Annotated in this window: 14 protein-coding genes; 12 read left to right on the forward strand and 2 right to left on the reverse strand. The window is 59.4% G+C overall.

Features of this window, described 5'->3' with window-relative positions:
- The first annotated feature begins 146 nt into the window (after positions 1 to 146).
- The 11 genes from AC1RQB_RS19085 to AC1RQB_RS19135 all read left to right on the forward strand — a co-directional run bounded on the left by AC1RQB_RS19085 (position 147) and on the right by AC1RQB_RS19135 (position 14344).
- Positions 147 to 1886 (forward strand): protein-disulfide reductase DsbD, encoded by a 1740-nt coding sequence (locus AC1RQB_RS19085; protein WP_063341683.1) that lies wholly within the window; start codon positions 147 to 149, stop codon positions 1884 to 1886.
- A gap of 132 nt (positions 1887 to 2018) precedes the next feature.
- Positions 2019 to 2471, forward strand: a complete 453-nt coding sequence (aroQ, locus tag AC1RQB_RS19090) for a type II 3-dehydroquinate dehydratase (RefSeq protein ID WP_007937215.1) — start codon at positions 2019 to 2021, stop codon at positions 2469 to 2471.
- Positions 2472 to 2520: 49 nt separating this feature from the next.
- On the forward strand, positions 2521 to 2988 hold the full coding sequence (accB, locus tag AC1RQB_RS19095) for an acetyl-CoA carboxylase biotin carboxyl carrier protein (RefSeq protein ID WP_008069033.1): 468 nt from the start codon (positions 2521 to 2523) through the stop codon (positions 2986 to 2988).
- Between the two features lie 17 nt (positions 2989 to 3005).
- On the forward strand, positions 3006 to 4364 hold the full coding sequence (gene accC, locus AC1RQB_RS19100; protein WP_008069032.1) for an acetyl-CoA carboxylase biotin carboxylase subunit: 1359 nt from the start codon (positions 3006 to 3008) through the stop codon (positions 4362 to 4364).
- Positions 4365 to 4690: 326 nt separating this feature from the next.
- Complete coding sequence (gene prmA / locus AC1RQB_RS19105; RefSeq protein WP_063341684.1) at positions 4691 to 5569, forward strand: 50S ribosomal protein L11 methyltransferase; 879 nt, start codon at positions 4691 to 4693, stop codon at positions 5567 to 5569.
- Between the two features lie 30 nt (positions 5570 to 5599).
- A complete protein-coding gene (locus tag AC1RQB_RS19110; RefSeq protein WP_063341685.1) occupies positions 5600 to 6820 on the forward strand; it encodes a DUF3426 domain-containing protein in 1221 nt (406 codons plus the stop codon).
- Between the two features lie 185 nt (positions 6821 to 7005).
- Positions 7006 to 8016 carry a tRNA dihydrouridine synthase DusB gene (gene dusB, locus AC1RQB_RS19115; protein ID WP_007907421.1) on the forward strand — a complete coding sequence of 337 codons (1011 nt, stop codon included), beginning with the start codon at positions 7006 to 7008 and terminating at the stop codon, positions 8014 to 8016.
- A complete protein-coding gene (fis, locus tag AC1RQB_RS19120) occupies positions 8013 to 8333 on the forward strand; it encodes a DNA-binding transcriptional regulator Fis (protein ID WP_007907419.1) in 321 nt (106 codons plus the stop codon). Before dusB ends, fis begins: the two co-directional genes overlap by 4 nt.
- 82 nt (positions 8334 to 8415) lie before the next feature.
- The gene (purH, locus tag AC1RQB_RS19125) at positions 8416 to 10023 is read left to right on the forward strand and encodes a bifunctional phosphoribosylaminoimidazolecarboxamide formyltransferase/IMP cyclohydrolase (RefSeq protein ID WP_063341686.1); all 1608 of its coding nucleotides are present in this window, start codon (positions 8416 to 8418) and stop codon (positions 10021 to 10023) included.
- Between the two features lie 151 nt (positions 10024 to 10174).
- Positions 10175 to 11470, forward strand: coding sequence for a phosphoribosylamine--glycine ligase (gene purD / locus AC1RQB_RS19130; RefSeq protein WP_063341687.1), 1296 nt, complete (start codon positions 10175 to 10177; stop codon positions 11468 to 11470).
- Between the two features lie 99 nt (positions 11471 to 11569).
- Positions 11570 to 14344, forward strand: a complete 2775-nt coding sequence (locus AC1RQB_RS19135) for a hybrid sensor histidine kinase/response regulator (RefSeq protein WP_063341688.1) — start codon at positions 11570 to 11572, stop codon at positions 14342 to 14344.
- A 49-nt stretch (positions 14345 to 14393) separates the two neighbouring features.
- On the opposite strand, the gene AC1RQB_RS19140 is transcribed toward AC1RQB_RS19135, so the two are convergent.
- Together AC1RQB_RS19140 and AC1RQB_RS19145 are read right to left on the reverse strand one after the other, a co-directional pair.
- Positions 14394 to 15083, reverse strand: coding sequence for a hypothetical protein (locus AC1RQB_RS19140; protein ID WP_063341689.1), 690 nt, complete (start codon positions 15081 to 15083; stop codon positions 14394 to 14396).
- A 59-nt stretch (positions 15084 to 15142) separates the two neighbouring features.
- Positions 15143 to 15928, reverse strand: coding sequence for a hypothetical protein (locus tag AC1RQB_RS19145; protein ID WP_063341690.1), 786 nt, complete (start codon positions 15926 to 15928; stop codon positions 15143 to 15145).
- Positions 15929 to 16163: 235 nt separating this feature from the next.
- On the opposite strand from AC1RQB_RS19145, the gene AC1RQB_RS19150 reads away from it, so the two are divergent.
- On the forward strand, positions 16164 to 16760 hold the full coding sequence (locus AC1RQB_RS19150) for a MarC family protein (RefSeq protein ID WP_008069021.1): 597 nt from the start codon (positions 16164 to 16166) through the stop codon (positions 16758 to 16760).
- The last annotated feature ends 38 nt before the right edge of the window (positions 16761 to 16798 follow it).

Below are 16798 nucleotides of genomic sequence, written 5' to 3' on the forward strand. Positions count from 1 at the left end.
CCCCCCCCCCCCCCCCCCCCCCCCCCCCCCCCCCCCCCCCCCCCCCCCCCCCCCCCCCCCCCCCCCCGCTCCTACAGATCCGGGTTACGAGGCAACACACGCCTGCGTCCGCTATCATGCCCCCAATTCCGATACGCGAGATTGTCATGCGCCGTTTGCTTTGCCTGCTGTTATTAGTGCTCGCCCTGCCGGCCTCCGCCGCCGGGTTGCTGGAGAGTCGGCCCAGTTCCACCCTGGGCTCGATCAACAACAGCGCCGACTTCCTGCCGGTGCGCGAAGCCTTTCAGTTGAGTCTGGTAGAAAGCACGCCGCAATCGATCAAGCTGCGTTTCGTCGCCACCGAGGGTTACTACCTCTATCGCCATCGCTTCCAGTTTCGTGCCGACCCGGCCGAGATTGGCCTCGGCGCGGCGCAACTGCCCAAAGGCGAACAAAAGCACGATGAGTTCTTCGGCGATGTCGAGGTTTACCACGGCATTCTCGATGTAGAACTGCCACGCACCGACTCACGCGCCTTTACGCTGGTCGTGACCTATCAGGGCTGCGCCGACAAAGGCCTGTGTTATCCGCCTGAGACCGAACGCCTGAATATTGATGGCAGCGGCGCCGCGACCACATCCTGGAGCTGGCGCGAACTGGCGCTGTTTTTTCTTGCAGGTGTTGGCCTGACCTTCACCCCCTGCGTGCTGCCAATGCTGCCGATCCTCTCCGGGGTGGTCCTGCGTGGACAGGTTGGCGGGTTACGTGGCTTCAACCTGTCGCTGGCTTACGTGCTGCCGATGGCCGCTTGTTTCGCCCTGCTCGGTGCGCTGATGGGAATGTTCGGCGCACAGCTCAATCTTCAGGCGCGCTTGCAGTCGGCTTGGGTGCTGGTGCCGTTCGCGATGTTTTTCGCGGTATTTGCCCTGGCCATGTTTGGCGTATTCGAACTGAAACTCCCCCACGCCATCAGCAGCCGCCTGGACCGGATCGCCGGGCGTACCGAAGGCGGCTCATTGTGGGGCGCGGCCGTGCTGGGCGTGGTGTCGAGCCTGCTGGTTTCGCCGTGTGTATCGGCACCACTGGCCGGCGCGCTGCTGTACATCAGCGCCAGCGGCGATGCTCTGGGTGGCGGATTGAAATTGTTCATGCTCGGTCTGGGCATGGGCGCGCCGCTGTTGCTGGTGGCAACCGGCGGCGCAGCCTGGCTGCCGAAAAGCGGACCTTGGCTGATCTACGTGAAAAACGCGATTGGGGTGCTGCTGCTGGGGCTGGCGATCGCTTTGCTCAGCCGGGTATTGCCGGGCCAAATCACCTTGCTGTTGATCGGCTTGCTCGCCGGTGGCGTCGGGTTGTTTATGGGCGCGCTGGAATTCGTCTATAAACCGCCAAGAAAACGCCTGGGGCAATTGCTCGGGATGTTCCTGCTGTTTTATGCCCTGGCCTGTTGGTACGGCGCCTTCAGTGGCCAGACCGATCCGTTGAACCCCATTGGCCAACCACGCAATGTCGCCAGCAACGGTCAACCGCCAATCGCCGGCAACTGGCAAACCATTACCACACCAGCCGAACTGGACCGCGTCCTCGCCGAAGCCAAGTCCTCCGCTACACCGCTGCTGCTCGATTGGTACGCCGACTGGTGCATCAGTTGCAAAGTCATCGAACACGAAGTGCTCAACGATGCCAAGGTCGTCGAACGCCTCAAAGGTTATCGATTGATCCGTTTCGACATCACCGCCAGCAACGCCGAACAACGCGCCCTGCTCGACCGCTACAAGCTATTCGGTCCTCCGGCGCTGATGTTTTTCGGCAAGGATGGTGTCGAACGTGGCGATGTGCGGGTGATTGGCGAGATCAGCGCGAAAAACTTCGCCGAACGTGTTGCGAAAGCAAATGACCGGATTTAATTACCCGGTCATATATTTCGCGTAAACATCGGCCATCGTGCTGGCTATTGCATAGAACTGGACAGTCACAAAGGCTTTGCGGCATAGTCGCCGGGTTCTGACAATTGCACACAGATGACAAAGGAGCAGCAGATGGCGACCTTATTGGTTTTACACGGCCCCAACCTGAACCTGCTCGGCACCCGGGAACCGGGCGTCTACGGTGCCACCACCCTGGCGCAAATCAACCAGGATCTGGAACAGCGGGCGCGCAATGCCGGCCACCATTTGCTCTATCTGCAAAGCAACGCCGAGTACGAATTGATCGACCGCATCCACGCTGCTCGCGGCGAAGGTGTGGACTTCATTCTGATCAATCCAGCAGCTTTTACGCATACAAGTGTCGCATTACGTGACGCGCTGCTGGCAGTGAGCATCCCATTCATCGAAGTGCATTTGTCTAACGTGCACAAACGCGAACCTTTCCGCCATCACTCTTACTTCTCCGACGTTGCGGTGGGAGTGATCTGCGGCCTTGGCGCCAGCGGTTATCGACTGGCCCTGGAGGCCGCCCTAGAGCAGCTTGAAAGACAGGCAACAGCTTGAACAACAAGCGTTAAACGCCCCCTGACCGACCCTTGGGAGTTGATGATTCATGGATATCCGTAAAGTTAAGAAACTGATCGAATTGCTGGAAGAGTCCGGTATCGACGAGCTCGAGATCAAGGAAGGCGAAGAGTCCGTACGCATCAGCCGTCACAGCAAGACGCCGGCTCAGCAGTACTACGCTCCCGCTCCTATGCATGCTCCGGCACCGGCGCCTGCGCCTGTCGCTGCTGCTCCGGTTGCCGCCGCTGCGCCTGCAGCCCCAGCCGCACCTGCGCTGAACGGCAACGTTGCCCGTTCGCCGATGGTCGGTACTTTCTATCGCAAATCCTCGCCGTCCTCGCCGTCCTTCGTTGAAGTCGGCCAGACCGTGAAGAAAGGCGACACCCTGTGCATCGTCGAAGCCATGAAGATGATGAACCACATCGAAGCGGAAGCCAGCGGTGTGATCGAATCCATCCTCGTCGAAGACGGCCAGCCGGTTGAGTACGACCAACCGCTGTTCACCATCGTTTGAACCGCGGAGAAACTTTGATGACTGCGAAGTTGGAAAAAGTTCTGATCGCCAACCGCGGTGAGATCGCCCTGCGGATTCTGCGTGCCTGCAAAGAGATGGGCATCAAGACTGTCGCCGTTTACTCCAAGGCCGACAAAGAGCTGATGCACCTGGGCCTGGCAGACGAATCCGTCTGCATCGGCCCGGCCTCGGCCGCGCACTCTTACCTGCACATTCCGGCCATCATCGCCGCCGCTGAAGTGACTGGCGCTACCGCCATCCACCCAGGCTACGGCTTCCTTGCGGAAAACGCCGACTTTGCCGAACAGGTCGAGAACTCCGGCTTCGCGTTCATTGGCCCGAAAGCCGAAACCATTCGCCTGATGGGCGACAAGGTATCGGCCAAGCACGCCATGATCGCAGCCGGCGTGCCGACCGTTCCGGGTTCCGACGGCCCGTTGCCGGAAGACGAAGAAACCGCTCTGGGCATCGGCCGCGAAGTCGGCTATCCAGTGATCATCAAAGCCGCTGGCGGCGGTGGTGGTCGTGGCATGCGTGTGGTGCACAAAGAGGAAGACCTGATCTCCTCGGCGAAACTGACCCGCTCCGAAGCGGGCGCAGCATTCGGCAACCCGATGGTCTATCTGGAAAAATTCTTGACCAACCCACGTCACGTGGAAGTTCAGGTACTTTCCGACGGCCAAGGCCATGCCATCCATCTGGGTGACCGCGATTGCTCGCTGCAACGTCGCCACCAGAAGGTTCTCGAAGAAGCGCCGGCACCGGGCATCGACGAGAAAGCACGCGCTGAAGTCCTCGCTCGCTGCGTCAAGGCTTGCATCGACATCGGCTACCGTGGCGCCGGCACTTTCGAGTTCCTGTACGAGAACGGCCACTTCTACTTCATCGAGATGAACACTCGTGTCCAGGTAGAGCACCCGGTATCGGAAATGGTCACCGGCATCGACATCGTCAAGGAGATGCTCAGCATCGCCGCTGGCAACAAGCTGTCGTACACCCAGGATGACGTCGTTATCCGCGGTCACGCGCTGGAATGCCGGATCAACGCCGAAGACCCGAAAACCTTCATGCCTAGCCCAGGCACGGTCAAGCATTTCCACGCTCCAGGCGGCAACGGCGTTCGCGTCGATTCGCACCTGTACAGTGGCTATGCCGTTCCGCCGAACTACGATTCGTTGATCGGCAAGCTGATCACCTACGGCGCCACCCGTGACGAAGCCATGGCGCGCATGCGCAATGCGCTGGACGAAATCGTTGTCGACGGGATCAAGACCAACATCCCGCTGCACCGCGACCTGGTCCGCGATGCTGGCTTCTGCGAAGGCGGAGTCAACATCCACTACCTGGAACACAAGCTGGCTGGCGAAAAGCATTAAGCTGTGATCCATACCAACAAAGCCGCTTTCGAGCGGCTTTGTTGTTTCTGGAGATTGCCGAACGCAAAACCCTTGTGGCGAGGGGGCTTGCTCCCGCTCGGTTGCGCAGCAACCGCAAGATCATTCAACCGGCTGTGTCAGGCAGATCCGCATCTGCCATTTTGGGACCGCTTCGCGCCCCAGCGGGAGCAAGCTCCCTCGCCACAGGTCATTCGCTCACTTGCGAACTCCGTCTACCCGGTCGTCTTCTGCCTCGCGCTCGCGTAAACTTGCGCGCTTCTCGCAGCCCGCTAGGCTGCAATCTATATTTTTCAAAGGTGCCCGCCATGCCTTGGCTGCAAGTCCGTCTCGCCATCAGCCCAGAACAAGCCGAAACCTACGAAGACGCTTTCCTTGAAGTGGGCGCCGTGTCGGTGACTTTCATGGACGCCGAAGATCAGCCGATTTTCGAGCCGGAACTCAACACCACCCCGCTGTGGTCGCACACTCACTTGCTGGCCTTGTTCGAAGGCGGCACCGAGCCTGGTCCGGTGCTGGCCCATCTTGAGCTGCTGACTGGCAGCCCGCTGCCCGAGCATCACAGCGAAGTGATCGAAGACCAGGATTGGGAACGCAGCTGGATGGACGGTTTCCAGCCGATGCGCTTCGGTCAGCGCCTGTGGATCGTCCCGAGCTGGCACGCCGCGCCTGAGCCGGACGCAGTAAACCTGCTGCTGGACCCGGGCCTGGCGTTCGGCACCGGCACTCATCCGACCACCGCACTGTGCCTGGAATGGCTCGACGGTCAGGACCTGAAAGGTTGCAACGTGCTCGACTTCGGTTGCGGTTCGGGGATTCTGGCGATTGCCGCCCTGTTGCTGGGCGCCAAGGAAGCCGTCGGCACTGACATCGACGTGCAGGCGCTGGAAGCCTCCCGCGACAATGCCGGGCGCAACAATATTGCTGACGAACTCTTCCCGCTGTATCTGCCGCAAGACCTGCCACAGGTTCAGGCCGACGTACTGGTCGCCAACATTCTTGCCGGCCCGCTGGTTTCCCTGGCGCCGCAGTTGTCCAGCCTGGTCAAGCCGGGCGGTCGTTTGGCACTGTCGGGCATCCTCGCCGAACAAGGTGAAGAAGTCGCCGCCGCCTACGCTCAGGACTTCGATCTGGATCCGATTGCCAATCGCGACGGCTGGGTACGCATTACTGGCCGTCGGCGCTAGAATGAGCGCCTGCATAAACCGGATTGCCGCATGACCGACAGCTTCGTCACCCAGTGCCCGCATTGCCAAACCAGCTTCCGCGTCAGCCATACTCAGTTGAGCGTGGCCCGTGGAGTGGTTCGTTGCGGCTCGTGTTTGCAGGTATTCAACGCCGCCAAGCAGTTACTCGAGCAGCGGGCCGGCAAGGAAACGGTCAAACCGGTTGCACCGGCGCCCGTCGAACCGCCCGTGCAGCGAGCCATCAGCCAAAAGCAATGGACGGCTGCAGAAATGGATCTGGACAGCCTGGATCTGGACGAAGAGCTCGCCCGGCTCGAACAGCGGGAAATCCAGCCAACAACGGAATTCACCCGGCCCCGCGAAGACAGCCTCAGCGCTCGCCGCGATACCACCGAGCACGACCAGGAGCCCTGGTCCGACAGCCTCTTCAGTGAATCGGCCGCCGATCGTGCAAAAATCGCCGACACGCCCACGCCAGAACCCACGATCGAATCAGGCAAACATTCGCGCACCGAGCCTTCGCTGTCGCTGGAGCCCGCGGATCTGGACGACGAACCCGAGATCCAACAGCTGCGCCTGCACGACCCGCTTGACGCCCCGATCCCCTTTGGCAACCTGTCGGCGACTCCCGATGAAGTCGACGATGACCTGCCCTCGGTCGAACCCCTGCGCAAGCGACGTGAACGCAGCGAACCGGCGCTGCGCGCGGAAGTATTGGAGGATCTGACCGACGATCCGTTGCAACTGGACTGGCAAAAACGTCGCTCCCCCTGGGGCCGGCGCTTTTTCTGGCTGCTGCTGATCCTGCTCGGCACCGCCGGCCTCGCCGGTCAATACGTCGCCTATCACTTTGACGAACTGGCACGCCAGGACCAGTACCGTCCGTGGTTCCAGCAACTGTGCCCGCACATCGGCTGCACCGTGCCGTCCAAGGTCGACATCGCAAAAGTCAAAAGCAGCAACCTGGTGGTCCGCAGCCACCCGGACTTCAATGGCGCATTGGTGGTCGACGCGATCATCTACAATCGCGCGCCCTTCTCCCAGCCTTTCCCACTGCTTGAGCTGCGTTTTGCTGACCTCAACGGCCACCTGATCGCCAGCCGTCGCTTCAAGCCCGGCGAGTACCTCAACGGTGATCTCGAAGGGATGGCGGAAATGCCGCCGCAAACGCCAATCCACATCGCGCTGGACATTCTCGATCCAGGCCCCAAAGCAGTGAACTACAGCCTGAGCTTCCATTCCCCCGAGTGAAACGCTCAAGTGTTACAGGCTTGACGGCATATTTCTGACTTTGATTGCTAGTACCAAACCGCTGGCGATAACAAAATTACTGTTCAGATTTTGTTCAATTCAGCCTTTATCCAGTCATCGAGAGCGGGTATCATGCCAACCCTTTTTCGAACTCTCATGATCCGGCCCCACAACAGGGAAGTCCTATGTCGGCGGTACGCATCGGTCCATATACATTGCACAACGGCTTGATTCTCGCCCCCATGGCGGGTGTCACCGATCAGCCCTTTCGTCAGCTGTGCAAGCGACTGGGCGCGGGCCTTGTAGTCTCGGAAATGGTCACCAGCGACATGAGCTTGTGGAACACCCGCAAATCGCGGATGCGCATGATCCACGAAGGTGATCCCGAGCCTCGCTCGGTACAGATCGCCGGCGGAGATGCGCAGATGCTGGCGGATGCAGCCCGGGCCAACGTCGAACTGGGCGCGCAGATTATTGATATCAACATGGGCTGTCCGGCGAAGAAGGTCTGCAACAAGGCCGCCGGTTCCGCCCTGTTGAAAGATGAAGCATTGGTGACCGAGATCCTGCAGGCCGTAGTGGCCGCGGTCGATGTGCCGGTTACCTTGAAGATCCGCACCGGCTGGGACCGGGCGAACAAGAATGGCCTGACCGTGGCGAAGATTGCCGAACAGGCAGGCATTACGGCGTTGGCGGTACATGGCCGCACCCGTGCCGATCTGTATACCGGGGAAGCCGAGTACGACACCATTGCCGCGATCAAGCAGGCGGTGTCGATTCCGGTCTTCGCCAATGGCGATATCGATTCGCCCGAGAAGGCCCGGTACGTGCTCGACGCGACCGGTGCCGATGGCCTGTTGGTGGGTCGGGCTGCTCAGGGGCAGCCATGGATTTTTCGTGAAATCGACCATTATCTGCGTACCGGCGAAAAACTCCCGGCACCGGAACTGATCGAGGTGGAACGTATTCTGCTTGAGCATCTGGCCGCGCTGCATGCCTTCTATGGCGACGTCATGGGCGTGCGCATAGCTCGCAAGCATGTGGGCTGGTATCTCGCAACCTTGCCGGGCGCCAGGGAGTTCCGCGCCCACTTCAATCGTTTGGAAGATACGGAAGCACAATGCGCCTACGTTCGGGCCTTCTTCGCCGAACGTTACAAGAGCCTGACAGGGGACGGAGAAGGGGTGGCCGCATGACGATGATGACCGAGACTTTAGTGAGTGGAACAACACCCGTGAGCGACAACGTGAATTTGAAACAGCACCTCAATACGCCGAGCGAAGAAGGTCAGACCCTTCGCGGGAGTGTCGAGAAGGCGCTGCACAATTATTTCGCCCACCTTGAGGGCGCTGCCGTCACGGATGTGTACAACCTGGTGCTCTCCGAAGTCGAGGCTCCCCTGCTCGAATGCGTGATGAACTACGTCAAGGGCAACCAGACCAAGGCCAGTGAGCTGCTCGGGCTGAACCGGGGCACCCTGCGCAAGAAACTCAAGCAGTACGATTTGCTGTAAGCATTCAATCAAACCAGAAAGGCGCCCGCGTAAAACCGGTCGCCTTTTTTGCTGACTTCCCTTGCTTTTGATGGAAATTGAAATGACCGACCAGACTACCCGCCTGCCGATCCGCCGCGCCTTGATCAGCGTTTCCGACAAGACCGGGATCCTTGAATTCGCCAAGGAGCTCGAAGCCCTGGGCGTCGAGATCCTCTCCACCGGCGGGACGTTCAAGCTGCTGCGCGACAACGGCGTTGCCGCAGTGGAAGTCGCGGACTACACCGGTTTCGCAGAAATGATGGACGGTCGGGTGAAAACCCTGCACCCGAAAATCCACGGCGGGATCCTCGGTCGTCGCGGTATCGACGACGCCATCATGAATGAGCACGGCATCAAGCCGATCGACCTGGTTGCGGTCAACCTGTACCCGTTCGAAGCCACCATCAACAAGCCAGGCTGCGACCTGCCGACCGCCATCGAAAACATCGACATCGGCGGCCCGACCATGGTCCGTTCGGCAGCCAAGAACCACAAAGACGTGGCCATCGTGGTGAATGCCAGCGATTACGCCAACGTCCTGGAAAGCCTCAAGGCCGGCGGCCTGACCTACGCTCAGCGTTTCGACCTGATGCTCAAGGCCTTCGAACACACCGCCGCGTATGACGGCATGATCGCCAACTACATGGGCACCGTGAACCAGGCGGCTGAAACCCTCTCCACTGAAGGTCGCAGCGAATTCCCGCGCACCTTCAACAGCCAGTTCATCAAGGCCCAGGAAATGCGCTACGGCGAGAACCCGCACCAGAGCGCGGCGTTCTACGTTGAAGCCAAGCCAGCCGAAGTGGGCATTGCTACTGCGACCCAGCTGCAAGGCAAAGAGCTGTCGTTCAACAACGTGGCCGACACCGACGCCGCGCTGGAATGTGTGAAGAGCTTCGTCAAACCGGCCTGCGTGATCGTCAAGCATGCCAACCCGTGCGGCGTGGCCGTGAGCCCGGACGCAGAAGGCGGCATCCGTCAGGCCTACGAACTGGCCTACGCCACCGACACCGAATCGGCATTCGGCGGCATCATCGCCTTCAACCGCGAGCTGGATGCTGAAACCGCCAAGGCCATCGTCGAGCGTCAGTTCGTCGAAGTGATCATTGCACCGAGCGTCAGCGAAGAAGCCCGCGCCATTGTCGCCGCCAAAGCCAACGTACGCCTGCTGGCCTGCGGCGAGTGGTCGGCTGACCGCGTTCCGGCCTGGGACTACAAGCGCGTCAACGGTGGTTTGCTGGTGCAGAGCCGCGATATCGGCATGATTGGCAGCGAAGACCTGAAAGTGGTGACCAAGCGCGCACCGACCGAACAGGAAATCAATGACCTGATCTTCGCCTGGAAAGTCGCCAAGTACGTTAAATCCAACGCCATCGTCTACGCCAAGAACCGTCAGACCATTGGTGTCGGCGCCGGCCAGATGAGCCGCGTGAACTCCGCGCGTATCGCCGCGATCAAGGCAGAACACGCCGGCCTGCAAGTGCAGGGCGCGGTCATGGCATCGGATGCATTCTTCCCGTTCCGTGACGGCATCGACAACGCGGCCAAGGTCGGCATAACTGCGGTGATCCAGCCAGGTGGCTCGATGCGTGACAACGAAGTGATTGCAGCTGCTGATGAAGCCGGCATCGCCATGGTCTTTACTGGCATGCGCCACTTCCGCCACTGATTTGTTTGCTTGATCGTACCCACGCTTTGCGTGGGCACGCAGCCCGGGACGCTCCGCGTCCCTCGGACGCGGAGCGTCCGTTGAGGCATTCCCACGCGGAGCGTGGGAACGATCGGCCCCCACAGAATTAGCGTCATCCGAGGTTTTTGAAATGAATGTTTTGATCATTGGCAGCGGTGGCCGTGAACACGCCCTGGCCTGGAAAGTGGCTCAGGATCCGCGCGTGCAGAAAGTTTTCGTTGCCCCGGGCAACGCCGGCACCGCCATTGAAGCCAAGTGCGAGAACGTCGCCATCGACGTGCTGGCCCTTGAGCAGCTGGCTGACTTTGCCCAGAAGAATGTTTCCCTGACCATCGTCGGCCCGGAAGTGCCGCTGGTCGCCGGTGTTGTCGATCTGTTCCGCTCCCGTGGCCTGGATTGCTTCGGCCCGACCGCGGGCGCTGCTCAGCTGGAAGGCTCGAAAGCCTTTACCAAAGACTTCCTGGCGCGCCACAAGATCCCGACCGCCGACTACCAGAACTTCACCGAGATCGAGCCAGCCCTGGCTTATCTGCGTGAAAAAGGCGCACCTATCGTGATCAAGGCCGATGGTCTGGCCGCCGGTAAAGGCGTGATCGTTGCCATGACCCTGGGCGAAGCCGAAGACGCGGTGCGCGACATGCTCGCCGGCAACGCATTTGGCGACGCCGGTTCACGCGTGGTGATCGAAGAGTTCCTGGACGGCGAAGAAGCCAGCTTCATCGTCATGGTCGACGGCAAGAACGTATTGCCGATGGCCACCAGCCAGGACCACAAACGTGTCGGCGACGGCGATACCGGCCCGAACACCGGCGGCATGGGCGCTTACTCCCCGGCCCCGGTCGTCACGGCCGAAGTCCATCAGCGGGTCATGGACCTGGTGATCTGGCCGACCGTACGGGGCATGGCCGAGGAAGGTAACGTCTACACCGGCTTCCTCTATGCTGGCCTGATGATCGACAAGGCTGGTAACCCAAAAGTCATCGAGTTCAACTGCCGTTTCGGCGATCCTGAGACCCAACCGGTGATGCTGCGTTTGCAGTCTAGCCTGGTGTTGCTGGTCGAAGCGGCCCTGGCGCAAGCGCTGGACAAGGTCGAAGCACAATGGGATCCACGTCCGAGCGTCGGTATTGTATTGGCCGCTGGCGGTTACCCGGGTGACTACGCCAAAGGCGTTGCCATCAACGGCCTGGATGCAGCCGCGACACTGGAAGGCAAAGTCTTCCATGCCGGTACTGCGCTCAAGGACGGTCAGGTGGTAACCGCCGGTGGTCGGGTGCTGTGCGCAACCGCCATGGGCACCAGCGTCGATGCAGCCCAGCAGCAGGCTTACAAACTGGCGGCTAAAATCGACTGGGAAGGCTGCTTCTACCGTAAGGACATTGGCTACCGCGCCATTGCCCGCGAGCGTGGCGAGAATCAGGAATAAGCCATCCATCCGGCCAGGTAAGGGCTTGCGGCCCTTGCCTGACTATTCCGGTGCCGCGCATAGTTATACTTTGGCATTAATCTACGAAGGGATTTCGCCGTGCGCTGGCTCAGGATTGCCATAGGCTTCACCGTCACTCTGCTGACCTTGCTCTGCATGCTCCCGGCCCAGGCCGCGCAAGGCAGTGGCTGGGCGGTATTGCTCGACGAACAGGGCGACCTGCAGCTGAGCGACATCCGCTCCAGCCGCTACACCAACCAATTCAGCCCCATTGAACTTGATCACCTCACCGCGGCCGCACCCGATGGCGCGCTATGGCTGCGTTTCAAGCTCGCGCCCGGCAAGCATGAACAGTTGCTGCGAGTGTTCGCACCGGACCTGGTGCACCTCAATCTGTATGTGCTCGACGGCGACCAGTTGATCGATCAATTGAATACCGGTACCGCGCAGCTCCAGGCTAAGCCCCCCCTTCCCAGCAGCGACTTCATGTTGCCGCTGCCACAAAGTGACAAAACCCTCGACGTCTACCTGCGGCTGGTCTCCGAACACCAGTTCCGGCCTTACATCACGCTGCAATCGGCAGTCATGACCGCAGCCACTCAGTACCAGACGCTGATCTACGGCTTGCTCTTCGGCTGCCTGGGGATGCTGATCCTGCACAACCTGACCCGTTACCTCTACACCCGCTCGCGCAGCAGCCTCTGGCTGGCAGCATGCGAAGGGCTGCTGATGCTCAGCCTGGTGTTGCTGCTGAACCTGGCCCGGCCATGGTTACCGAACTGGTCCGTCGTGCAAACACCCGGTGCCTACCTCGCCTTGCTGATGACCGCGCCTTGCGGCCTGATGTTCGCCTACCGTTTCTTCGCCCCGCTCGGTCCTCACCCGTTGAACAAGCTGCTACTGGGGAACATTCTGTTCATCATGGTCTGCGGCCTGCTGTTGCTGTTCGTCAACACACTGCCGCTGAACCTGATTACGTATGGGCTGGTTGCTCTGGCCGGTCTGAGCATGTTGTTCGTCAGCGCCCATCACTGGCAAAAAGGTTATCGTCCGGCGCGTTTGTTCGTGGCAGCCATGGTGGTGTTCAACCTCGGCACATTGATTATTCTGCCGGCACTGCAGGGGCTGACCCTGGTCGCCCCACAAAGCCTGATCATTATTCTGCTGGTGTTTATCTGTATCAGTGGCCTGTTGATGAGTATTGCCTTGGGCGAGCGACAGCGCAGCATCACCGAAGACCGTTTCAGCGTTAGTCGCGACCTGGCCGCCAGCAACGCCGAAATCAACGCCAAAGCCGAATTTCTGGCGAAGATCAGCCACGAAATCCGCACCCCGATGAATGGTGTGCTGGGCATGACCGAATTGCTGCTGGGCACACCACTGTCGGTCAAGCAACGCGACTATGTACAGACCATCCATAGCGCCGGCAACGAGCTGCTGACACTGATCAACGAAATTCTCGACATCTCCAAACTCGAGTCCGGGCAGATCGAACTGGACGACGTGCAGTTCGACCTCAACGCCCTGATCGAAGATTGCCTGAGCATCTTCCGCGCCAAGGCTGAACAGCAGAACGTCGAGCTGATCAGCTTTATCCAGCCGCAGGTACCACGCGTCATCAGCGGAGATCCCACGCGCCTGCGCCAGACCCTGCTGAGCCTGCTGGAAAACGCCCTGAAGAAAACCGATGAAGGCGAGATCCTGATCGTTGTCGCCCTGGATGAACGCAGCGCCAAACCGCGGCTGCGCATCGCTGTGCAAGACAGCGGCCAGCCCATGGAGGCGGAAGAGCGCGATGCGTTGATGCATGCCGAACTGCACAGCAAACACTTCCTCTCGGCCACCAGCCTGGGGGGCAATCTTGGACTGGTCATCGCCCGTCAGCTAATCCGTTTGATGCAAGGCGAGTTCGGCATCAAGAGCGGCGCCAACCAGGGCAGCACTTTGTGGCTGACCCTGCCGCTGGACCCAGACCGTCTCGAACATCCGACCTCGGACCTGGACGGTCCGCTGCAAGGCGCACGCGTACTGGTCGTGGACGACAACGACACTTGTCGCAAGGTGCTGGTGCAGCAGTGCAGCGCCTGGGGCATGAACGTCAGTGCCGTACCATCCGGCAAGGAGGCCCTGGCGCTGCTGCGCACCAAGGCCCACTTGCGCGATTACTTCGACGTGGTCCTGCTGGATCAGAACATGCCTGGCATGACCGGCATGCAGCTCGCGGCCAAGATCAAGGAAGACCCGAGCCTGAACCATGACATTCTGCTGATCATGCTCACCGGCATCAGCAACGCCCCGAGCAAAATCATCGCGCGCAACTGCGGGATCAAGCGAATTCTCGCCAAACCGGTGGCCGGCTATACACTCAAGACCACGCTGGCGGACGAACTGAACCAGCGCAATAAAGGCCTCTCCGTCTCGCAGCAGCTGCCCACCGGCCCTACCCTTCCGGTCAAGGTGCCCAGCGATTTCCGCATTCTGGTGGCCGAAGACAACAGCATCTCGACCAAGGTCATACGTGGCATGCTGGGCAAACTCAACCTGCAACCGGACACCGCCAGCAATGGCGAAGAAGCCCTGGTGGCGATGAAAGCCCAGCGCTACGACCTGGTGCTGATGGACTGTGAAATGCCGATCCTCGACGGTTTCTCCGCCACCCAGCAACTGCGTGCCTGGGAAGTCGGCAACCAGCGGATTCGCACCCCCGTGGTGGCGTTGACCGCACACATCCTCGCCGAGCACAAAGAGCGCGCGCGCCAGGCGGGCATGGACGGACACATGGCCAAACCGGTCGAGCTGTCACAACTGCGCGACCTGATCGAGCATTGGGTTGCCCAACGTGATCAGCAGAATCGTACGGCTTCGACGTTCTGACGATGCAGTCCGGTGCCCGAAAGTGGTTTCAACAATCGGGCAGGACGTATCACTGCCCCATATCGACCTTCTCGACCAGAAGCGCCACGTTGTCCGCCAATCGATTCCCGAGCTTGTGGGTAATCGCCTCGCGGGATAACGCGTAGAGGGTTTCGGACAGATTCGCCCGTGCATATCGCACGCACACCTGACCTTCTACGTCATCGACCTCAAAACGCTGCGACCACGGATTCAGGGTCAGCGCCTGCCGGGTCTTGAATTCGAGATAAATGCTGCTGATCGAGGTCGGGCTTTGCCCCACAATCGCCAGCAGGCGCACAGCCTTGAGCGGTAAACAAGGTTCTTGCATCTCCTCTTCGCAACGCTCCTCGGGCCATATCTGGATGGCAGGGACATAACACGGCAATTGCGCCGCATACGCCAAAAACCCGCCAAGAGCATGATCTTCGCTACCGCTATTTGCCATTGCGGCCGAGGCCCATTCAAGCGCTGAAGAGGCGTTTAGCCCGTTGAGAGAAAAGTCCTGGCGAAACTTAAAGTTGCGGATCCAGAAATCATCCAGCACCGCAACATAAGCGTCATACCAGCTTTCAACTTTCATGCTTTCGATTTTTTTGTTGGCAACCAATTGCGCCAGCAGACTTGAATGTACAACATCATCATAAGCCGATATTTTTTCAATATCCGACAAAGCAACAACGGCGTTACCCACCCTCAACAAGCTGTATAACTGAGCCATAGCAAACCCTCAATGAAAAAAGGGCGACCGAGAAGCCGCCGCCCTTTTAAAACATTCGATCAGATCTCGTAGTCTTCGATCTTGGTTTTCGCATTCAAGCCAAGTTTTGTACGAATCGTGTCGCGGGTTTGCTCGACAATGGAAGGCACTTTCCTGAAGACTGAGTCACCACGATACAGTTTCACCTCACGGGAGTCCCAATCCATGAACAGCACTTGCGTTTCGGTGTTCTTGCGGATGAAACGAACAGTACCCAATGCCATGGTGACTTCACCGTTGACTTCGGTGCAGGTGCCGGCCGCCATGCCACCCACACCGTGGTCCAGCATGTTGCGCTCATACAGGGTCAATGCGGTTTCGCGCTTTTTCAATGCGGTGATTGCATCGCCTGCCACCTTCAGCATCAGGACGGAGGCCGAGCCAGGCACGGCAAGCCCGGCAACCACACTGCCGAGGATCTCCAGCACCAATTGATCCATCCGTACGGTGTTACCGCTGATATTCATGTCGTTGTAGTACTTACTGGTCGGCAGCCAGCCTGCATGGGTCATGACTTCCAGGAACTGGTAATACCATTCCTTGCCCTGATACTCGTACGGGTACTTTTTGTTTGCGACCAGACTCGCGAATAGAAAAGCGTGTTGAACATCTTCCCGATTTTGCTCACTCAGGTTGCCGGTAAAGGACAAGATGCCCTCACCCACGATGGAACCTTTGCCGGGCTCATCGACAACCGGCACCGAAAAACTGCGAGGGCGCATAACTTCAGCGCCGTCCAGCTCATAACTTTCCAAACGATGAATACATTCGGCTACAGTGCAATCTTCGATATCATGAACATTCATTAGCAATTCCTTATTAATTAAAACAGGCTCCTCTTGAACCCGCCAAACAACAATAACCAAAGACAGAAGAAACGCCAAACAAGAACATGTAACCTATTGATATCAACATTTCGTCAACTAACAAACTTCAACCTAAACAACTTACATTTACCCCCCGTTTCCTCACGCCATCCCCCCAAACATTAAACCGACTGATAGACTCCGTTCTGCCCATCTGCCGCTACGAGCCGAAATCATGCTCCACGTGTTGTTCAGCGTTTACCTGAAGATGCTGGTGCTCTACAGCCCGTTCTTCGTGTTGTCCTGCTTTATCAGCCTGACCCGCGGTTATTCGCGCAAGGAACAGCGACGCCTGGCCTGGAAAGTAGCGGTCGCCACGCTGGTTTCCAGCGTTTTGCTATACCTGTTCGGGCGAGTCATATTCAGTGTCTTCGGCATTACCGTAGACGCGTTCCGTATCGGTGCCGGCAGCGTGCTGTTCATCTCGGCACTCGGCATGGCTCAAGGCAAGTCGGCGGTGCAGACCGACAACGTGCAACAGGACGTGACCATCGTCCCGCTGACCATCCCCCTGACGGTCGGCCCCGGGACCATCGGAGCTCTGCTGGTCATGGGCGTGAGTCAGCCCCACTGGGATGACAAGCTGACGGCCATCCTCAGCATTGCGCTGGCCAGTTTCACCGTCGGCGTGGTGCTTTATCTGTCCAGCCGAATAGAACGGATTCTTGGCGATCAAGGCCTGCAGATTGTCAGCCGATTGATGGGGTTGTTCGTTTGTGCGCTGGCGGCACAGATTATTTTTACCGGGGTGAAGGGCTATCTGGTTCCCTGAGGCCGGAATGCAAAAGGCCGCGAGTGACTTCACTCGCG

Source organism: Pseudomonas sp. GW822-FHT02E03, assembly GCF_058802325.1.

What these genes read in the sequence shown, in the direction of transcription:
- purH (WP_063341686.1), top strand. Translation starts at nt 8,416, where the DNA reads ATGACCGACCAGACTACCCGCCTGCCGATCCGCCGCGCCTTGATCAGC.
- dusB (WP_007907421.1), top strand. Translation starts at nt 7,006, where the DNA reads ATGTCGGCGGTACGCATCGGTCCATATACATTGCACAACGGCTTGATT.
- aroQ (WP_007937215.1), top strand. Translation starts at nt 2,019, where the DNA reads ATGGCGACCTTATTGGTTTTACACGGCCCCAACCTGAACCTGCTCGGC.
- prmA (WP_063341684.1), top strand. Translation starts at nt 4,691, where the DNA reads ATGCCTTGGCTGCAAGTCCGTCTCGCCATCAGCCCAGAACAAGCCGAA.
- AC1RQB_RS19145 (WP_063341690.1), bottom strand. Translation starts at nt 15,928, where the DNA reads ATGAATGTTCATGATATCGAAGATTGCACTGTAGCCGAATGTATTCAT.
- accB (WP_008069033.1), top strand. Translation starts at nt 2,521, where the DNA reads ATGGATATCCGTAAAGTTAAGAAACTGATCGAATTGCTGGAAGAGTCC.
- AC1RQB_RS19140 (WP_063341689.1), bottom strand. Translation starts at nt 15,083, where the DNA reads ATGGCTCAGTTATACAGCTTGTTGAGGGTGGGTAACGCCGTTGTTGCT.
- purD (WP_063341687.1), top strand. Translation starts at nt 10,175, where the DNA reads ATGAATGTTTTGATCATTGGCAGCGGTGGCCGTGAACACGCCCTGGCC.
- accC (WP_008069032.1), top strand. Translation starts at nt 3,006, where the DNA reads ATGACTGCGAAGTTGGAAAAAGTTCTGATCGCCAACCGCGGTGAGATC.
- AC1RQB_RS19110 (WP_063341685.1), top strand. Translation starts at nt 5,600, where the DNA reads ATGACCGACAGCTTCGTCACCCAGTGCCCGCATTGCCAAACCAGCTTC.
- AC1RQB_RS19085 (WP_063341683.1), top strand. Translation starts at nt 147, where the DNA reads ATGCGCCGTTTGCTTTGCCTGCTGTTATTAGTGCTCGCCCTGCCGGCC.
- fis (WP_007907419.1), top strand. Translation starts at nt 8,013, where the DNA reads ATGACGATGATGACCGAGACTTTAGTGAGTGGAACAACACCCGTGAGC.
- AC1RQB_RS19150 (WP_008069021.1), top strand. Translation starts at nt 16,164, where the DNA reads ATGCTCCACGTGTTGTTCAGCGTTTACCTGAAGATGCTGGTGCTCTAC.